A 16,074-nucleotide genomic window follows, 5' to 3' on the forward strand; every position below is an offset into this window, starting at 1 on the left:
GCCCCGCGCGGATTGCACCTGACGGGGGTCTCCCGGGTCGACGTCGACGACGATACCGCCAGCGCCCGGTCGCAGGTCCTGTTCGTGCGGGCGGGCGACCTGCACCTGCGGCCGGCGCTGTACGACGATGAACTGGTCCGCGCCGACGGACGGTGGCGGTTCCGGCGGCGGCGGTGCCAGTTCGTCACGGGCCGTGGCCTGTCCGACACCCCCGAGGTCACGCCGTCATGAACGAACGCGTCGCCCTGGTGACCGGCGCGGCCGGCGGCCAGGGTTGGGCCATCGCCAAACGGCTACGCGCGGAGGGCTATTCGGTGGCCGCGTGCGACCGCCGCGCCGACGAGTTGCGCGGCCTGGTGCACGAATTGGGCGACGACGGGGTGATCGCGATCGAACTCGACGTGACCTCGGAGCCGCGATGGCGGTCCGCCGTGGGTGCCGTGATCGATCACTTCGGCGCGCTGTCCACGCTGGTCAACAACGCCGGGGCGCTGCACCGCGCATCGCTGGCCGACGAGACCGCCGATGCCTTCGAAAGCTCTTGGCGGATCAACTGTTTCGGTGCATTCCTGGGCATTCACGTGACGCTGGAGCACCTGCGGGCGGCGAGTGGTGCGGCCGTCGTCAACATCTGCAGCACCGGCGCCATCCGGCCCTTCCCCCACCACGCCGCCTACGGCTCGGCGAAGTGGGCGCTGCGCGGGCTGACGCAGAACGCCGCCGCCGAACTGGCCCCCCTCGGCATCCGGGTCAACGCCGTGTTCCCCGGACCGATCGCGACCCCGATGCTCGATGACGCCACGCAGCTGCGACTGGCCGCGTCGTCGGCCTTCGGGCGCATCGGTGAACCGCACGAGGTCGCCGACGCGGTCGCGTTCCTGGTCTCCGGGCACGCGTCGTTCATCACCGGCGCTGAACTGGTCGTCGACGGCGGCCAATGCGTGCAGATCCGATGACGGCACCGGACGGCGTCGACCGGCTTCACCCCGAACTGCGGGCCCTCGCGATCACCCGCACGGACTTTTCCTTCCGCTCAATCGAACTCACCCGCGACCCGTTCAACGAGCGCCGCCGCGCGGCCGCCGAACAGACCGACGCGCGCGGTGTCCAGGTCGGCGAAGAGACGGTGCCGGCCGACCCCCCTGTGCGGGTGCGGATCTATCGCGGTGGGTCCTCACCGGCACCCGTGGTGGTCTACTGCCACGCGGGCGGGTTCGCGCTGGGAAACCTGGACACCGACCATCGCCAATGCGTCGAACTGGCCCGCCGCGGCCGCTGCACGGTGGTGTCGGTCGACTACCGGCTGGCGCCCGAGCACCCCTACCCGGCCGCGCTCGCCGACGCGGGTGCCGTGCTGAGGTGGGTCGTGACCGACGCCGGCAAACTCGGTTTGGATCCCACCCGGATCGCCGTCGCCGGCAGCAGCGCCGGCGCCACCCTGGCGGCGTGCCTGGCACAAGCGGCGGCCGACGGCTCAGTGCCGCCGGTCGTCTTCCAGTTGCTGCACCAGCCCGTGCTGGACGATCGAGTCACCCCGTCCAAGAAGGAGTTTCGTGCCAGCCCGGCGTTCGACGGTGAGGCCGCCGACCTGATGTGGGGCCACTACCTGGGCGCAACGACCGTGCCGGAATCGGCCGTGCCCGCGCGGCGGACCCGGCTCGATGATCTGCCCCCGGCGCTGATCACCTGCGCGGAAATCGATCCCTTCCGCGACGAGGCCGTCGACTATGCGCTGCGCCTGCTCCGGGCCGGGGTGTCGGCCGAACTACACGTCTTCGCCCGCACCTGCCACGGATTCGACTCGCTGCTGCCCGATTCGCCGACGTCCGCGCGCCTGTTCGCGCTTCAGGAGCACGCCCTCGGCAGCGCCTTGCACGAGACCGGTGCGGGACCTTCGCCTCTACTCTGAGCGCCCGGACCGTCGGCAGAATGTGCTGCCATGAAGATCACCGGCCTCGAGGTCGTGCCGTTCGAGACATGGGTCGACCGAATCTCGTTCGGCCAGCTGATGACCGACTACCGCGTGGTGCAGACCGTGACCAAGGTGATCACCGACGAGGGCATCGAGGGCTACTACTTCGGCGGCCACTTCCACGGGGACCAGGACGGCCTGCTGCCGGGGGACCGGGCGATCATCACCCAATTCCTGAGCCCGCTGCTCGCCGGTCAGGACCCGTTCGACCGGGCCGAGATCTGGCGCCAACTGTGGGCGGCGAAACTTCCCGAAAACGTGTGCAGCGTAATCGATCTGGCACTGTGGGATCTGGCCGGCCGAGCCGCCGGCCTGCCGGTGCGCAAACTGCTGGGCGGCGCACGGGACCGGGTCAGGGCGTATGCCAGCAGTTTCAACAATCTCGGATCGCCCGAGGAATACGCCGCACACGCCGTCGACTGCAAGCGCCAGGGCTACGGCGCCTACAAGATTCACCCCTACCACTACTGGAATCCGGCGACAGGTCAGTTCGCGCTCCCACGGCCGTCGTATGTGGACTGGGACATTCGGGTGTGTCGCGAGGTTCGGGCCGCCGTGGGCGACGAGATGGTACTGATGTTCGACCCCTGGGGGACCTACCACACCTACGAGGACGCGCTGCGGGTCGGGCGCGAGCTGGAGCGGCTGGGCTTCTACTGGTACGAGCACCCAATGCCGGAGTACCGGGTCGAGTCCTACCGGCGGCTCGGCGACGAACTCGACATCCCGATCTGCTCTCCCGAGATCGCCGAGGGCGGCATCTACACCCGCGCGGACTGGATCCTGCGCCATGCCTCCGACATCAGCCGCATCGACGTCCTGCGCGGCGGCATCACCGGCGTGATGAAACTGGCCGGGATGTGCGAGGCCGTCGGCATGCGGTGCGAGTTGCACATGAGCGGCTTCGGCAACCTGCAGGTCCTCGGCGCCACCAGCGACGACGTCTGCCAGTACTACGAGCGCGGCCTGCTCGGGCCCGGGGCTCGCTACGACGCCGCGCCGCCGTACCTGACGGCGCCGTGCGACCCCCTCGCACCGGACGGCTTCGTCGAGATACCGTCGGCGCCCGGACTGGGCTACCAAATCCGTTGGGAATACATCGAAGAACACCGCCTGCCGGAAGCGGCGGTGGAACTCGTCGCGCCCCTGCACCCGCGGTAGCGGCTGGCGCCGTCGCGCGTGAGCGTGCGCAGAATGCCGCCGTCAACGGCGTGTCGTCGCACAGACACGCACGCTCGCCGGTGGAAATGGCGGGCGGTAGCGGCTAGTCGAACCTGATGAGCTGCCGGACGGCGGCGCCGTCGGCGAGGTTGTCCATCGCCTCGTTGATCTGATCCAACCGGATCGACGAGGACACCAGCGCCTCCACCGGGAGCCGGCCCGACTGCCACAGCGCGACGAACCGGGGGATGTCACGACTGGGCACCGCCGAGCCCAGGTAGCTGCCGATCAGCGACCGTCCTTCGGCAACAAAACCCAACGGCGACAGCGAGATTCGTGCATCCGGTGGCGGCAGCCCGACGGTGATCGTCCGGCCGCCCGGAGCGGTGAGGGCAATCGCCGTCTCGAGGGCGGCGGGATGGCCGGCGGCCTCGACGACCACCGCGGCTTTCACGCCCGCGTCGACGGCCTGCTGGGGGGTGTACGCCTCGTGCGCGCCCCGCGCCCGCGCGCCGGCCAGCTTGTCGGGCAGTTGGTCGACGGCGACCACGCGCACGCCGTCGTAGCTGAGCGCGGTGAGCACCGCCGCCATGCCGACACCGCCCAGGCCGACGACGGCGACCGTCTGCCCCGGCTGTGGATCGCCGACGTTGAGCACGGCGCCCCCGCCCGTCAGCACCGCGCAGCCCAGCAGGGCGGCGACCTCGGGCGGCACGTCGGGTGGCACCGGCACCACGCTGGCCCGGTTGACCACCGCGTGCGTCGCGAAGCCCGACACCCCGAGGTGGTGGTACACGCGGTGGCCGGCCTGGTTGAGCCGGATGTCACCGCCCAGCAACGTCCCGGCGGCGTTGGCCGCGCTGCCCGGCTCGCACGGGGTCAGGCCCCCGGTCGCGCAGGCCGCGCAATGGCCGCACCGCGGCAGGAACACCAGCACCACCCGCTGACCGATCGCGAGATCCGAGACTCCGTCACCGATCTGCTCGACAATTCCGGCCGCCTCGTGCCCGAGCAGCATGGGCACCGGCCGCACCCGGTTGCCGTCGACCACGGACAGGTCGGAATGGCAGACGCCGGCCGCCTCGACGCGGATCATCACCTCACCGCTGCCGGGCGGATCCAGGTCGAGATCGACGACGCGGATCGGCCGGGACTCGGCGTACGGGCGGGCCAGACCGATCCGGTCCAGCACGGCCCCCCGAATCTGAACCATGCTGGAATACAACCATGGCTTCGGAACCCCCGGTCCCGCCGGCTCCGGCGGTGCCGCCGGCACCGGATGGGCTCTCCAGCGACGACTTCCCGGTGCTGTGGCCGGTCGGAACGCGGTGGGCCGACAACGACATGTTCGGCCACCTGAACAACGCCGTGTATTACCAGTTGTTCGACACCGCCATCAACGCCTGGATCAACACCAGCACCGGGCTGGACCCGCTCACCACGCCCGCACTCGGCATCGTGGCCGAGTCGGCCTGCCGGTACTTCTCCGAGTTGCATTTCCCCGAGGGCCTCATGGTGGGGCTGGCGGTGACCCGGCTGGGCCGCAGCAGCGTCACCTACCGGCTCGGCGTGTTCCGGGCCGCGCTGGACGGGCAGGCTCAGCCGATCACCGCGCTGGGCCATTGGGTGCACGTCTACGTCGATCGCACCAGCCGCAAGCCGATCGAAATCCCCGACCCCGTCCGGTCGCTGCTGTCGACGGCGCGCGTGGACCGATAGGCCCGAGATTGCCCGCGGCGCCGGGGCTTTCGCGAGAAATCGCCGCCCGGGCCGCACCGCCGGGACGCGTCGCCCACCCGGCTATGCTTCGCCAATGCCAGTTATGAGCAAGACCGTCGAGGTCAGCGCCGACGCCGCCTCGATCATGGCGATCGTCGCGGACTTCGAGGCTTACCCGCAGTGGAACGAGGAGATCAAGGGCCTCTGGGTGCTCGCCCGCTACGACGACGGGCGCCCCAGCCAGCTGCGGCTCGACACCGACTACCAAGGCATGCAGAGCGTGTTCATCCAGGCCGTCTACTACCCGGCGGAGAACCAGATTCAGACCGTCCTGCAGCAGGGCGACCTCTTCACCAAGCAGGAGCAGCTGTTCAGCGTGGTGGAGATGGGCACATCGAGCCTGCTGACCGTGGACTTGGACGTCGAGACCTCGATGCCGGTTCCCGCGCCGATGGTCAAGCAGCTCGTCGGCAACGTCTTAGACCACCTCGCCGAAAGCCTGAAGCGGCGCGCCGAACAGCTGGCCGCGGGCTCGTCCTGAAGGCGATAGACCCATCGCCCGGCTTCGCCGCGCTTGCGACCGCGGTGGATCTATCGCGCCGGCCCGCGGCGCCCGGCTTCGCCGTGCTTGCGACCGCCGCTAGTCGAAGATGCCCGTGCGGTCCCGGATTTCCGTCAGCCTGGCCGCCGCGTCGGTGAACTGCCACACGGTGTGCTCGATCACCGCGGCGGCGTCGCGCTGGCGCAGCGCGGCGATCAGCTGCCGGTGGTTGTCGACGGCGGCGGTGCCCCATTGCTGATCGGCCGCGTACACCAGCACCGGCATGTACCGCGCGGCGTTGAGCAGGAACCACGCCAGCTTGATCCGCCCGCTCGCCTGATTGAAGACCCGATGGAATGCGAACTCGATGCCCGCGATGGTCTCGGCGTCGCTGGACCCGACGGCCGCGGCGAGCGCCTCGTTGATGCGTTCGAGCTCGTCGATCTCGGCGTCGCTGATGTGGTCGGTGGCCGCGGCGGCCAGCTCCTTGGCGATGGTGGCCTGGAGCCAGAAGATGTCCTCGACGTCCTGGCGGGTCAGCGGAAGCACGACGTGGCCGCGGTGCGGTTCCAGCTGCACCATGCCCTCGCCGCGCAGTTTCAGCAGCGCTTCGCGCACGGGCGTCACGCTGACGCCGAGCTCGGCCGCGGTCTCGTCGAGGCGGATGAACGTCCCCGGCCGGAGCGCCCCGGACATGATCGCGGCCCGGAGGTGACCCGCGACCTCGTCGGACAACTGCGCCCGGCGCAGTGGCCGTCGGCGCCTCAGTCGCGTGGATATCGGTGCGTTCACGGGGGCTGCCAGGGCTTTCGGGGGCTTCGCGGAGGTTGGTTTGAAACTTTTGTCGGGGCTTGTCAGCAGGGCTTTCAGGCCATAATGTGACCCAGACAACACCATGTTTTATCAAATATCAACCTGGCGCAAGCGGTGCGCGAGTGAAGGGAAAGGCCGGAGTTGACCGCGCAATTAGCGAGCCATCTGGCGCAGGGGACGGAGCAGCCGTACCTGTCCCGGCGGCAGAATTGGGTGACCCAGCTCGAACGGCACGCCCTGATGCAACCGGGCGCCCCGGCGCTGCGGTTCCTGGGCAGGACCGTGACGTGGGGGGACCTGCGGCAGCGGGTGGCGGCGCTGGCCGATGCGTTGAGCCGTCGGGGAGTCGGCTTCGGCGACCGGGTCATGGTGTTGATGCTCAACCGCACCGAATTCGTCGAGTCGGTGCTGGCGGTCAACATGCTCGGCGCCATCGCCGTGCCGCTCAACTTCCGGCTCACCCCCGCCGAGATCGCCTTCCTGGTCCAGGACTGCGAAGCGCGGGTGATGATCACCGAATCGGTGCTCGCCCCGGTGTCCGCGGGGGTGCGCGACGTCGAGCCGCTGGTAGGCACGATCATCGTGGCCGGCGGCGCGGGCGACGACAGCGTCCTCGGCTACGAAGACCTGATCAACGAGCACGGGGCTGCGCATGAGCCCGTCGACATCCCGAACGATTCGCCGGCGCTGATCATGTACACCTCGGGCACCACGGGCCGCCCGAAGGGCGCCGTGCTGACCCACACGAACCTGACCGGGCAGACGATGACCGGCCTGTACACCAACGGCGCCGACATCAACAGCGACGTCGGTTTCGTCGGCGTCCCGTTCTTCCACATCGCGGGCATCGGCAACATGCTGACCGGGCTGCTGCTGGGCACCCCGACGGTGATCTACCCGCTCGGTGCGTTCGAGCCGGGGCAACTGCTCGACGTGCTGGCCGAAGAGAAGGTCACCGGCCTCTTCCTGGTGCCCGCGCAATGGCAGGCCGTCTGCGCCGAGCAACAGGCACGGCCCCGCGACCTGAGGCTGCGGGTGATGTCCTGGGGAGCCGCGCCGGCGCCCGACGCGCTGCTGCGCGAGATGTCGGCGACGTTTCCCGGCACCCAGATCCTGGCCGCGTTCGGTCAGACCGAGATGTCGCCGGTCACCTGCATGCTGCTGGGCGAGGACGCGATACGTAAACGCGGCTCGGTCGGCAAGGTGATCCCGACCGTGGCCGCACGCGTCGTCGACGAGAACATGAACGACGTGCCGATCGGCGAGGTCGGCGAAATCGTATATCGCGCACCAACTTTGATGAGTGGCTACTGGAACAACCCGGAGGCCACAGCGGAGGCCTTCGCCGGTGGGTGGTTCCACTCCGGCGACCTCGTCCGGGTGGACGAGGAGGGTTACGTCTGGGTGGTGGATCGCAAGAAGGACATGATCATCTCCGGCGGTGAGAACATCTACTGCGCCGAGGTGGAGAACGTCCTGGCCAGCCATCCGAGCATCGTCGAGGTCGCGGTCATCGGCCGCACCCATGAGAAGTGGGGCGAGGTGCCGATCGCGGTCGCGGCCGTCGCGGGCGACCAGCTGCTGCTCGACGAGCTCGAGGAGTTCCTGGCCGAGCGGCTGGCACGTTACAAGCATCCCAAGGCCCTCGAGATCGTGGACGCGTTGCCGCGCAACCCCGCCGGTAAGGTGCTCAAGACTGAGCTACGGATCCGTTACGGAACCGCAAATATCGATGAAAACCGTTCCGGTGCAAGAGAATTCACGGGCAGGGAGGAAAGCTGACGAAACCTGTAACGTTTGCCCGCTGTTGACGAAGGGTTAATTGTGCAGATGCAGTTCACACGTGCATGGCCATCGGGTACATTCCTGTGGTCTCCGTTACTACTTGTCAGTAGGGAGCCGATGGTCACACACGTTGGGTCGGGGCGAAACGGGGGCCTCCCCGGCCGCGTTGGGCGTACCTCCCGCTTGCGGGGGACGGCGAGGGGTGGGGGTGCCCTCAGCCGCGGAGCCGTGAGGGGGAGAGGCGTGCGACACGATCCGCCGCCGCGCCGAGAGGCGGGCGGTATCAGCTGGAGGGGGCAGCGGTGACTTCAACGTCGGCGAGTCGACGGGGCCCCTACTTGGTCGGCTATGTACGCGACCAACTGCAGACCCCGCTGACGCTCATCGGGGGATTCTTCCGGATGTGCGTCCTCACCGGCAGGGCGTTGTTCCGCTGGCCGTTCCAATGGCGCGAATTCGTCCTGCAGTGCTGGTTCATCATGCGGGTGGCTTTCCTGCCGACCATCATGGTGTCGATCCCGCTGACGGTCCTGCTGATCTTCACGCTCAACGTCCTGCTGGCCCAGTTCGGGGCCGCGGACCTGTCCGGAGCCGGCGCGGCGATCGGCGCCGTCACCCAGCTCGGTCCGCTCACCACGGTGCTGGTGGTGGCCGGCGCCGGGTCGACGGCCATCTGCGCCGACCTCGGCGCCCGCACCATCCGCGAGGAGATCGACGCCATGGAGGTGCTCGGCATCGACCCGATCCACCGGCTGGTGGTCCCGCGGGTGATCGCCGCGACGCTGGTGGCCACGCTGCTCAACGGCCTGGTGATCACCGTCGGCCTGGTCGGCGGCTACCTGTTCGGCGTCTACCTGCAAAACGTCTCGGGCGGCGCCTACCTCGCCACCCTGACCACGATCACGGGTCTGCCGGAGGTCGTCATCGCGACCGTGAAGGCCGCCACGTTCGGCCTGATCGCCGGGCTGGTCGGCTGCTATCGCGGCCTGACCGTGCGGGGCGGCTCGAAGGGACTGGGCACCGCCGTCAACGAGACCGTCGTGCTCTGCGTCGTCGCGCTGTACGCGGTCAACGTGGTGCTGACGACCATCGGCGTGCGATTCGGAACGGGCCACTGACATGTCGACCTCTGCCGTATTGCGCGCCCGCTTCCCGCGGGCGGCCGAAAACCTCAACCGCTACGGCGGCGCCGCGGCCCGCGGGCTCGACGACGTCGGCCAGATGGCGTGGTTCGGGGCGGTGGCCCTCGGCCACATCCCGCACGCGCTGCGCAACTACCGCAAGGAGACGCTGCGGCTGATCGCCCAGATCGGCATGGGCACCGGCGCCATGGCCGTCATCGGCGGCACCGTGGCCATCGTCGGCTTCGTGACCCTGTCCGGTAGCTCCCTGGTCGCCATTCAGGGCTTCGCCTCGCTGGGCAACATCGGCGTCGAGGCGTTCACCGGCTTCTTCGCCGCGCTGATCAACGTCCGCATCGCCGCCCCCGTCGTCACCGGCATCGCGATGGCCGCCACCGTCGGCGCCGGCGCGACCGCCGAGCTGGGGGCCATGCGCATCAGCGAAGAGATCGACGCCCTGGAAGTCATGGGCATCAAGTCGATCTCGTTCCTGGCGACCACCCGGATCATGGCCGGGCTGGTCGTCATCATTCCGCTCTACTCGCTGGCGATGATCATGTCGTTCCTGTCCCCCCAGATCACCACCACGGTGCTGTACGGGCAATCCAACGGAACCTACGAGCACTACTTCCGGACATTCCTGCGTCCCGACGACGTGTTCTGGTCGTTCCTCGAGGCCATCATCATCACGGCGGTCGTGATGATCACCCACTGCTTCTACGGATACAACGCCGGCGGCGGACCCGTCGGCGTCGGAGAGGCCGTCGGCCGATCGATGCGTTTCTCGCTGGTGTCGGTCCAGGTCGTGGTTCTGGCAGCCGCGTTGGCGCTCTACGGCGTCAACCCCAACTTCGCGCTCACGGTGTAGCCATGACGTCACCGGTGAAGGTCAACAAACCCCGCAACCCGCCGTACAAGCTGGCGGGCATCGCCTCGCTGATCATCGCCCTCGTGGCGCTGGTCCTGGTCTACGGGCAGTTCCGCGGCGACTTCACACCCAAGACCAAGCTGACCATGCTGGCGTCGCGGGCCGGGCTGGTGATGGATCCCGGCTCGAAGGTCACCTACAACGGGGTGGAGATCGGCCGGGTGGCCAACATCTCCGAGACCGTGCGGGACGGCAAGCCGGCCGCGAAGTTCACCCTGGACGTCTACCCCCGGTACCTCTCGCTGATCCCGGCCAACGTGAACGCCGACATCAAGGCGACCACTGTGTTCGGCGGCAAGTACGTGTCGCTGACGACGCCGAAGAACCCGTCGTCGCAGAAGCTCAACCCGCACACCGTGATCGACGCGCGGTCGGTGACGACGGAGATCAACACGCTGTTCCAGACCGTCACCTCGATCGCGGAGAAGGTGGATCCGGTCAAGCTGAACCTGACGCTGAGCGCCGCGGCCCAGGCGCTGACCGGGCTGGGCGACCGGTTCGGGCAATCGGTGGTCAACGCGAACGCGATCCTCGATGACGTCAACCCGCAGATGCCCCAGGCCCGCCGCGACATTCAGGGGTTGGCGGCGCTCGGGGACACCTACGCCAACGCCGCGCCCGACCTAATCGACTTCCTCAACAACGCGGTCATCACCTCGCGCACGATCAACGCGCAGCAGAAGGATCTGGACCAGGCCCTGTTGTCCGCGGCCGGGTTCGGCAACACGGGCGCCGACATCTTCAACCGGGGCGGCCCCTACCTGGCGCGCGGCGCCGAGGACCTCGTGCCCTCGGCCCAGCTGCTGGACACCTACAGCCCGGAGATCTTCTGCACGCTGCGCAACTACCACGACATCGAGCCGAAGGCCTCGTCGTTCCTGGGCGGCAACGGCTACTCGCTGAGCGCCCACACCGAGGCCCTGTCCGGGCTGGGGCTGCTGGCCAACCCCGTGTCGGCGGTGGCGACCCTCGCCAGCCTGGTCGGCGGGCTCGCAGGGCTCATCGGCGGCGCGCCGAACCCGTACACCTACCCGGAGAACCTGCCGCGGGTGAACGCGCGCGGCGGGCCGGGGGGCGCCCCCGGTTGCTGGCAGCAGATCACCCACGACCTGTGGCCGGCACCTGAATTGGTGATGGACAGCGGCAACAGCATCGCGCCGTACAACCACCTCGACACCGGCTCGCCGTACGCCATCGAGTACGTCTGGGGCCGCCAAGTAGGGGACAACACGATCAACCCATGAAAATCACCGGAACAATCGTCAGGCTCAGCATCTTCTCGTTGGTGCTGCTGATCTTCACTGTGATGATCATCGTCGTATTCGGCCAGATGCGGTTCGACAGCACGAACTCGTACTCGGCCGAATTCACCAACGTCAGCGGGCTGCGGGCGGGCCAGTTCGTCCGCGCCTCGGGCGTGGAGATCGGCAAGGTCGACACGGTCGAGCTGGCCGACGGCGGCAAGCGGGCGCGGGTGAAATTCAACGTCGACCGCTCGGTGCCGCTGTACCAGTCGACGACCGCGCAGATCCGCTACCTCGACCTCATCGGCAACCGCTACCTGGAGCTCAAGCGCGGCGAGGGCGAGGGCGCCGAGAAGGTGCTGCCGCCGGGCGGCTTCATCCCGATGTCGCGGACCTCGCCCGCGCTGGACCTCGACGCTCTGATCGGCGGTTTCAAGCCGCTGTTCCGTGCGCTGGACCCGCAGAAGGTGAACACCATCGCGACGGCGCTGATCACCGTGTTCCAGGGCCAGGGCGGCACCATCAACGACATCCTCGACCAGACCGCGCAGCTGACCAACCAGCTCGGTGAACGTGACCAGGCGATCGGCGAGGTCATCAAGAACCTGAACATCGTCCTGGACACCACGGTCCGCCACCGCCAGCAGTTCGACCAGACGGTCAACAACCTCGAGGTGCTCATCACGGGGCTGAAGGACCACGGCGACCAGCTGGCGGGCGGGACCGCGCACATCAGCAACGCCGCCGGGACGGTCGCCGATCTGCTCGCCGAGGACCGCGGGCTGCTGCACAACACCCTCAACTACCTGGATGCGATCCAGCAGCCGCTCATCGACCAGCGCGATGGGCTCAACGACTACCTGAAGAAGGTGCCCACCGCGTTGAACATGATCGGGCGCGCCATCGGCTCCTACGGCGACTTCGTGAACTTCTACGCCTGCGACATCACCCTCAAGATCAACGGGTTGCAGGCCGGTGGCCCGGTCCGCACGGTCCGGCTCTTCCAGCAGCCGACGGGTAGGTGCACCCCGCAATGAGGACACTGGAACCACCCAACCGGGTTCGCATCGGCCTGATGGGCATCATCGTGACGCTGCTCGTCATCGGCGTCGGTCAAAGCTTCACCAGCGTGCCGATGCTGATGGCCAAACCGCACTACTACGGCCAGTTCACCGACACCGGCGGCATCGGCGTCGGCGACAAGGTGCGCATCGCCGGCGTGGACGTCGGCAAGGTCGAGGCCATCAGCATCGACGGCGACCACATCCTGGTCAAGTTCAATATGGGCACCGCAACCATCGGCACCGAGAGCCGGCTGGCGATCAAGACCGACACCATCCTCGGGAAGAAGATCCTGGACGTCGAGGCCCGGGGCAATCAGAAACTGAGGCCCGGCGACTCGCTACCCATCGGTCAAAGCACCACGCCCTACCAGATCTACGACGCGTTCTTCGATGTCACCAAGGCCGCCCAGGGCTGGAACATCGACACGGTCAAGGAATCGCTGCACGTCCTGTCGCAGACCATCGACCAGACCTACCCGCACCTGAGCGCCGCGCTGGACGGCGTGGCCAAGTTCTCCGACACTATCGGCAAGCGCGACGAACAGGTCAAGCATCTGCTCGCCCAGGCCAACCAGGTGGCCAGCGTCCTCGGTGACCGCAGCGACCAGGTCGACCGCCTGCTGGTGAACGCGAAGAACCTGCTGGTGGCCTTCAACGAGCGCGGCCAGGCCATCAACGCGTTGCTGGCGAACGTCGCCGCCTTCTCCGAACAGGTCAAGGGCTTCATCAACGACAACCCGAACCTCAACCACGTGCTCGAACAGTTGCGCACGGTGAGCGACATCTTGAAGGAACGCAAGGACGACGTCGCCGCGGGGCTCACCGAGGTCGGCAAGTTCCTGCCGTCCCTGAACGAGGCCATCGCGTCGGGACCGTTCTTCAAGGTGGTCCTGCACAACCTCGCGCTGTACCAGATCATCCAGCCGTGGGTGGATGCCGCCTTCAAGAAGCGCGGCATCGACCCGGAGAACTTCTGGCGCAGCGCCGGGCTGCCCGAATTCCGGTGGCCCGACCCGAACGGCACCCGGTTGCCCAACGGCGCACCGCCGCCGGCACCCCCGGTGCTGGAAGGCACTCCGGAGCACCCGGGGCCGGCCGTTCCTCCCGGGTCGCCCTGCTCCTACACCCCGGCCAACCCGGGTGGCAACGTGACCGTCGGCGACGAGGGTCTGCCGCGGCCGTGGAACCCGCTGCCGTGCGCCGGCGGGGGCATCGGACCGTTCGGCGGCCCGGGCTTCCCGGCGCCGGTCGACGTGATGACCTCCCCGCCGAACCCGGGCGGCCTGCCCCCGACGCCGGGCATCCCGATCGCCGGGCGGCCGGGCGACCCGCCGCCGGACGTTCCCGGCACGCCCGTGCCGCTGCCGGCGCAGGCGCCGCCGGGCGCGCGCACCGAGAACCTGGCGCCGGCCGGGCCGACGCCGCCGCCGTCGACGTTCGCGCCGGGCTTCCCGCCGGGACCCGCGGCCCCACCGGGGCCGGGGAACCAGCTGCCGGCGCCCTTCATCAACCCGGGCGGAACGGGCGGCAGCGGCGCTGCCGGGGGAGGTAGCCAGAATTGAGCACCGCCTTTGACATCCGAAACATCCGGCTACCGAAGCTGACCCGGGCGACCGTGATCATCGGCTCGCTGGTGATCGTGCTGGCCCTGGTCGTCGGGTTCGTCGGCTGGCGGCTCTTCGAGAAGCTGACCAACAACACCGTGGTGGCCTATTTCCCGGCGGCCAACGCGCTCTACCCGGGCGACAAGGTCCAGATCATGGGGTTGCGGGTGGGCGCGATCGACAAGATCGAGCCGGCCGGCGACAAGATGAAGGTCACCTTCCACTACGAGAACAAGTACCGGGTTCCCGCCAACGCCAACGCGGTGATCCTGAACCCGACGCTGGTGGCGTCGCGGGCCATCCAGCTGGAGCCGCCATACAAGGGCGGCCCGGTGCTGGCCGACAATGCGGTGATCCCCGAGGAGCGCACGCAGGTCCCGGTGGAGTGGGACCAGCTGCGCAACAGCATCACCAACATCATCTCCAAGCTGGGCCCCACCCCCGAGCAGCCGACCGGCCCGTTCGGTGAGGTCATCGAGTCCTACGCCAACGGCCTGGCCGGCAAGGGCAAAGAGATCAACACGACGCTGAGCAACCTGTCGTCGGCGCTCAACGCGCTGAACGAAGGCCGCGGCGACTTCTTCGCGGTGGTGAAGAGCCTGGCGCTGTTCGTCAACGCGCTGCACAAGGACGACCAGCAGTTCGTCGCGCTGAACCAGAACCTGGCGGACTTCACCACCCGGCTCGCCCACAACGACAACGACCTGGCGAACGCGATCGAGCAGTTCGACGGTCTGCTGTCGACCGTGCGGCCGTTCTTGGACAAGAACCGCGAGGTGTTGACCTACGACATCAACAACCTGGCCACGGTGACGAACACGATCCTGCAGCCGGACCCGCTGAACGGACTGGAGACCGCGCTGCACGTCCTCCCGACGGCCGCGGCGAACATCAACCAGATCTATCACCCGTCGCACGGGTCGGTGGTCGCCATCCCGGCGATCACCAACTTCGCCAACCCGATGCAGTTCATCTGCAGCTCGATCCAGGCGGGCAGCCGGCTCGGATACCAGGAGTCCGCGGAGCTGTGCGCGCAGTACCTGGCCCCCATCCTCGACGCCATCAAGTTCAACTACCTGCCGTTCGGCGCGAACCTGTTCAGCACGGCCGAGACCTTGCCCAAGCAGGTGGCCTATTCGGAGGATCGGCTGCACCCGCCGAACGGCTATAAGGACACCACCGTGCCCGGCATCTGGGTTCCCGACACCCCGACGTCGCACCGCAACACCCAGCCCGGCTGGATCGTCGCGCCGGGGATGCAGGGCCAGCAGGTCGGACCCATCACGGCCGGTCTGATGACCCCGGACTCGCTGTCCGAGCTCATGGGAGGCCCCAACATCGCGCCCGTCCAGTCGAACCTGCAGACGCCGCCGGGACCGCCGAACGCGTACGACGAGAACCCGATCGTGCCGCCGATCGGACTGAACGCGCCGGTACCCATCCAGCCGCCGCCACCCGGGCCGGGCGTGGCCCCGGGTCCGGTGGCCCCGACACCGGCGCCGGTCGCGGCGCCGGCGCCCAACGCCGGCGGGCCGGCGGTGCCGGCTGACATCGGGGGTGGCCAGTGAGCGTATTGCGAAGGCTGATCCCGCCGATTCGCCGCGGGTCCTGGCAGGCCCTGGTCCTGCTGATGGCCGCGCTGGTGCTGAGTTCGTGCGGCTGGCGCGGCATCTCCAATGTCGCGATCCCCGGTGGTCCCGGCAGCGGCTCGGGCGCCATGACGATCTACGTGCAGGTGCCGGACACGCTGGCGATCAACGGCAACAGCAAGGTGATGGTCGCCGACGTCTTCGTCGGGTCGATCAAGAAGATTCAGCTGAAGAACTGGATCGCCACTTTGACGCTGGGTGTCGACAAGAACACCAAGCTGCCCAAGAACGCGATCGCCAAGATCGGCCAGACCTCACTGCTGGGTTCCCAGCACGTCGAGCTGGCCGCGCCGCCCAACCCGTCGCAGGAATTGCTGAAGGACGGCGACACCATTCCGCTGAAGAACTCCTCGGCGTATCCCACCACCGAGCAGACGCTGGCCAGCCTGTCGCTGATCCTGCGCGGTGGCGGCATCCCCAACCTCGAGGTGCTGCAGAACGAGGTCTACAACATCTTCAACGGGCGGGGCGAC

General features: G+C 68.4%; 16 protein-coding genes. 14 read left to right on the forward strand and 2 right to left on the reverse strand.

The genetic code is table 11. From position 1 onward, the window contains the following. The 4 genes from A9X05_RS18570 to A9X05_RS18585 form a co-directional block, all read left to right on the forward strand. The coding region (locus A9X05_RS18570; protein ID WP_197499121.1) for a nuclear transport factor 2 family protein at positions 1-231 on the forward strand (231 nt) is incomplete at its 5' end. After that, positions 228-956 (forward strand): SDR family NAD(P)-dependent oxidoreductase, encoded by a 729-nt coding sequence (locus A9X05_RS18575; RefSeq protein WP_067756149.1) that lies wholly within the window; start codon positions 228-230, stop codon positions 954-956. The genes A9X05_RS18570 and A9X05_RS18575, both read left to right, overlap by 4 nt. Then, positions 953-1,909, forward strand: coding sequence for an alpha/beta hydrolase (locus A9X05_RS18580; RefSeq protein WP_067756146.1), 957 nt, complete (start codon positions 953-955; stop codon positions 1,907-1,909). Before A9X05_RS18575 ends, A9X05_RS18580 begins: the two co-directional genes overlap by 4 nt. Positions 1,910-1,939: 30 nt before the next feature. Next, on the forward strand, positions 1,940-3,133 hold the full coding sequence (locus A9X05_RS18585; RefSeq protein ID WP_067783270.1) for an enolase C-terminal domain-like protein: 1,194 nt from the start codon (positions 1,940-1,942) through the stop codon (positions 3,131-3,133). 103 nt (positions 3,134-3,236) lie between these two features. Here A9X05_RS18585 and A9X05_RS18590 read toward each other — a convergent pair whose 3' ends face one another. Further along, positions 3,237-4,346, reverse strand: coding sequence for an alcohol dehydrogenase catalytic domain-containing protein (locus tag A9X05_RS18590; RefSeq protein WP_067783272.1), 1,110 nt, complete (start codon positions 4,344-4,346; stop codon positions 3,237-3,239). 131 nt (positions 4,347-4,477) lie between these two features. Between A9X05_RS18590 and A9X05_RS18595 the strand changes: the two genes are divergently transcribed. Continuing rightward, on the forward strand, positions 4,478-4,852 hold the full coding sequence (locus A9X05_RS18595) for a thioesterase family protein (RefSeq protein ID WP_231969400.1): 375 nt from the start codon (positions 4,478-4,480) through the stop codon (positions 4,850-4,852). A gap of 94 nt (positions 4,853-4,946) precedes the next feature. Continuing rightward, positions 4,947-5,393 (forward strand): SRPBCC family protein, encoded by a 447-nt coding sequence (locus A9X05_RS18600; protein ID WP_067756138.1) that lies wholly within the window; start codon positions 4,947-4,949, stop codon positions 5,391-5,393. 99 nt (positions 5,394-5,492) lie between these two features. Here the strand turns inward: A9X05_RS18600 and A9X05_RS18605 are convergent, their stop codons facing one another. After that, positions 5,493-6,185 carry a GntR family transcriptional regulator gene (locus tag A9X05_RS18605; protein WP_082971006.1) on the reverse strand — a complete coding sequence of 231 codons (693 nt, stop codon included), beginning with the start codon at positions 6,183-6,185 and terminating at the stop codon, positions 5,493-5,495. 162 nt (positions 6,186-6,347) lie between these two features. Here A9X05_RS18605 and fadD5 point away from each other — a divergent pair, with 162 nt between their 5' ends. The 8 genes from fadD5 to A9X05_RS18645 all read left to right on the forward strand — a co-directional run. Beyond that, positions 6,348-7,988 carry a fatty-acid--CoA ligase FadD5 gene (fadD5, locus tag A9X05_RS18610; RefSeq protein ID WP_067783271.1) on the forward strand — a complete coding sequence of 547 codons (1,641 nt, stop codon included), beginning with the start codon at positions 6,348-6,350 and terminating at the stop codon, positions 7,986-7,988. 341 nt (positions 7,989-8,329) lie between these two features. Beyond that, a complete protein-coding gene (locus A9X05_RS18615) occupies positions 8,330-9,109 on the forward strand; it encodes an ABC transporter permease (RefSeq protein ID WP_156670133.1) in 780 nt (259 codons plus the stop codon). A gap of 1 nt (position 9,110) precedes the next feature. Next, positions 9,111-9,980 carry an ABC transporter permease gene (locus tag A9X05_RS18620; RefSeq protein WP_067756132.1) on the forward strand — a complete coding sequence of 290 codons (870 nt, stop codon included), beginning with the start codon at positions 9,111-9,113 and terminating at the stop codon, positions 9,978-9,980. Between the two features lie 2 nt (positions 9,981-9,982). Continuing rightward, a complete protein-coding gene (locus tag A9X05_RS18625) occupies positions 9,983-11,284 on the forward strand; it encodes an MCE family protein (RefSeq protein ID WP_067756129.1) in 1,302 nt (433 codons plus the stop codon). Next, a complete protein-coding gene (locus tag A9X05_RS18630) occupies positions 11,281-12,321 on the forward strand; it encodes a virulence factor Mce family protein (protein ID WP_067756127.1) in 1,041 nt (346 codons plus the stop codon). Before A9X05_RS18625 ends, A9X05_RS18630 begins: the two co-directional genes overlap by 4 nt. Continuing rightward, on the forward strand, positions 12,318-13,910 hold the full coding sequence (locus tag A9X05_RS18635) for a virulence factor Mce family protein (RefSeq protein WP_067756124.1): 1,593 nt from the start codon (positions 12,318-12,320) through the stop codon (positions 13,908-13,910). Before A9X05_RS18630 ends, A9X05_RS18635 begins: the two co-directional genes overlap by 4 nt. Beyond that, positions 13,907-15,520 carry a virulence factor Mce family protein gene (locus A9X05_RS18640; protein ID WP_067756121.1) on the forward strand — a complete coding sequence of 538 codons (1,614 nt, stop codon included), beginning with the start codon at positions 13,907-13,909 and terminating at the stop codon, positions 15,518-15,520. Before A9X05_RS18635 ends, A9X05_RS18640 begins: the two co-directional genes overlap by 4 nt. A 62-nt stretch (positions 15,521-15,582) precedes the next feature. Next, a partial coding sequence (locus A9X05_RS18645; RefSeq protein ID WP_197499122.1) for an MCE family protein occupies positions 15,583-16,074 on the forward strand: 492 nt, incomplete at its 3' end.

The sequence above is a fragment of the Mycobacterium sp. E3298 genome (assembly GCF_001666895.1).
GTDB lineage: Bacteria > Actinomycetota > Actinomycetes > Mycobacteriales > Mycobacteriaceae > Mycobacterium.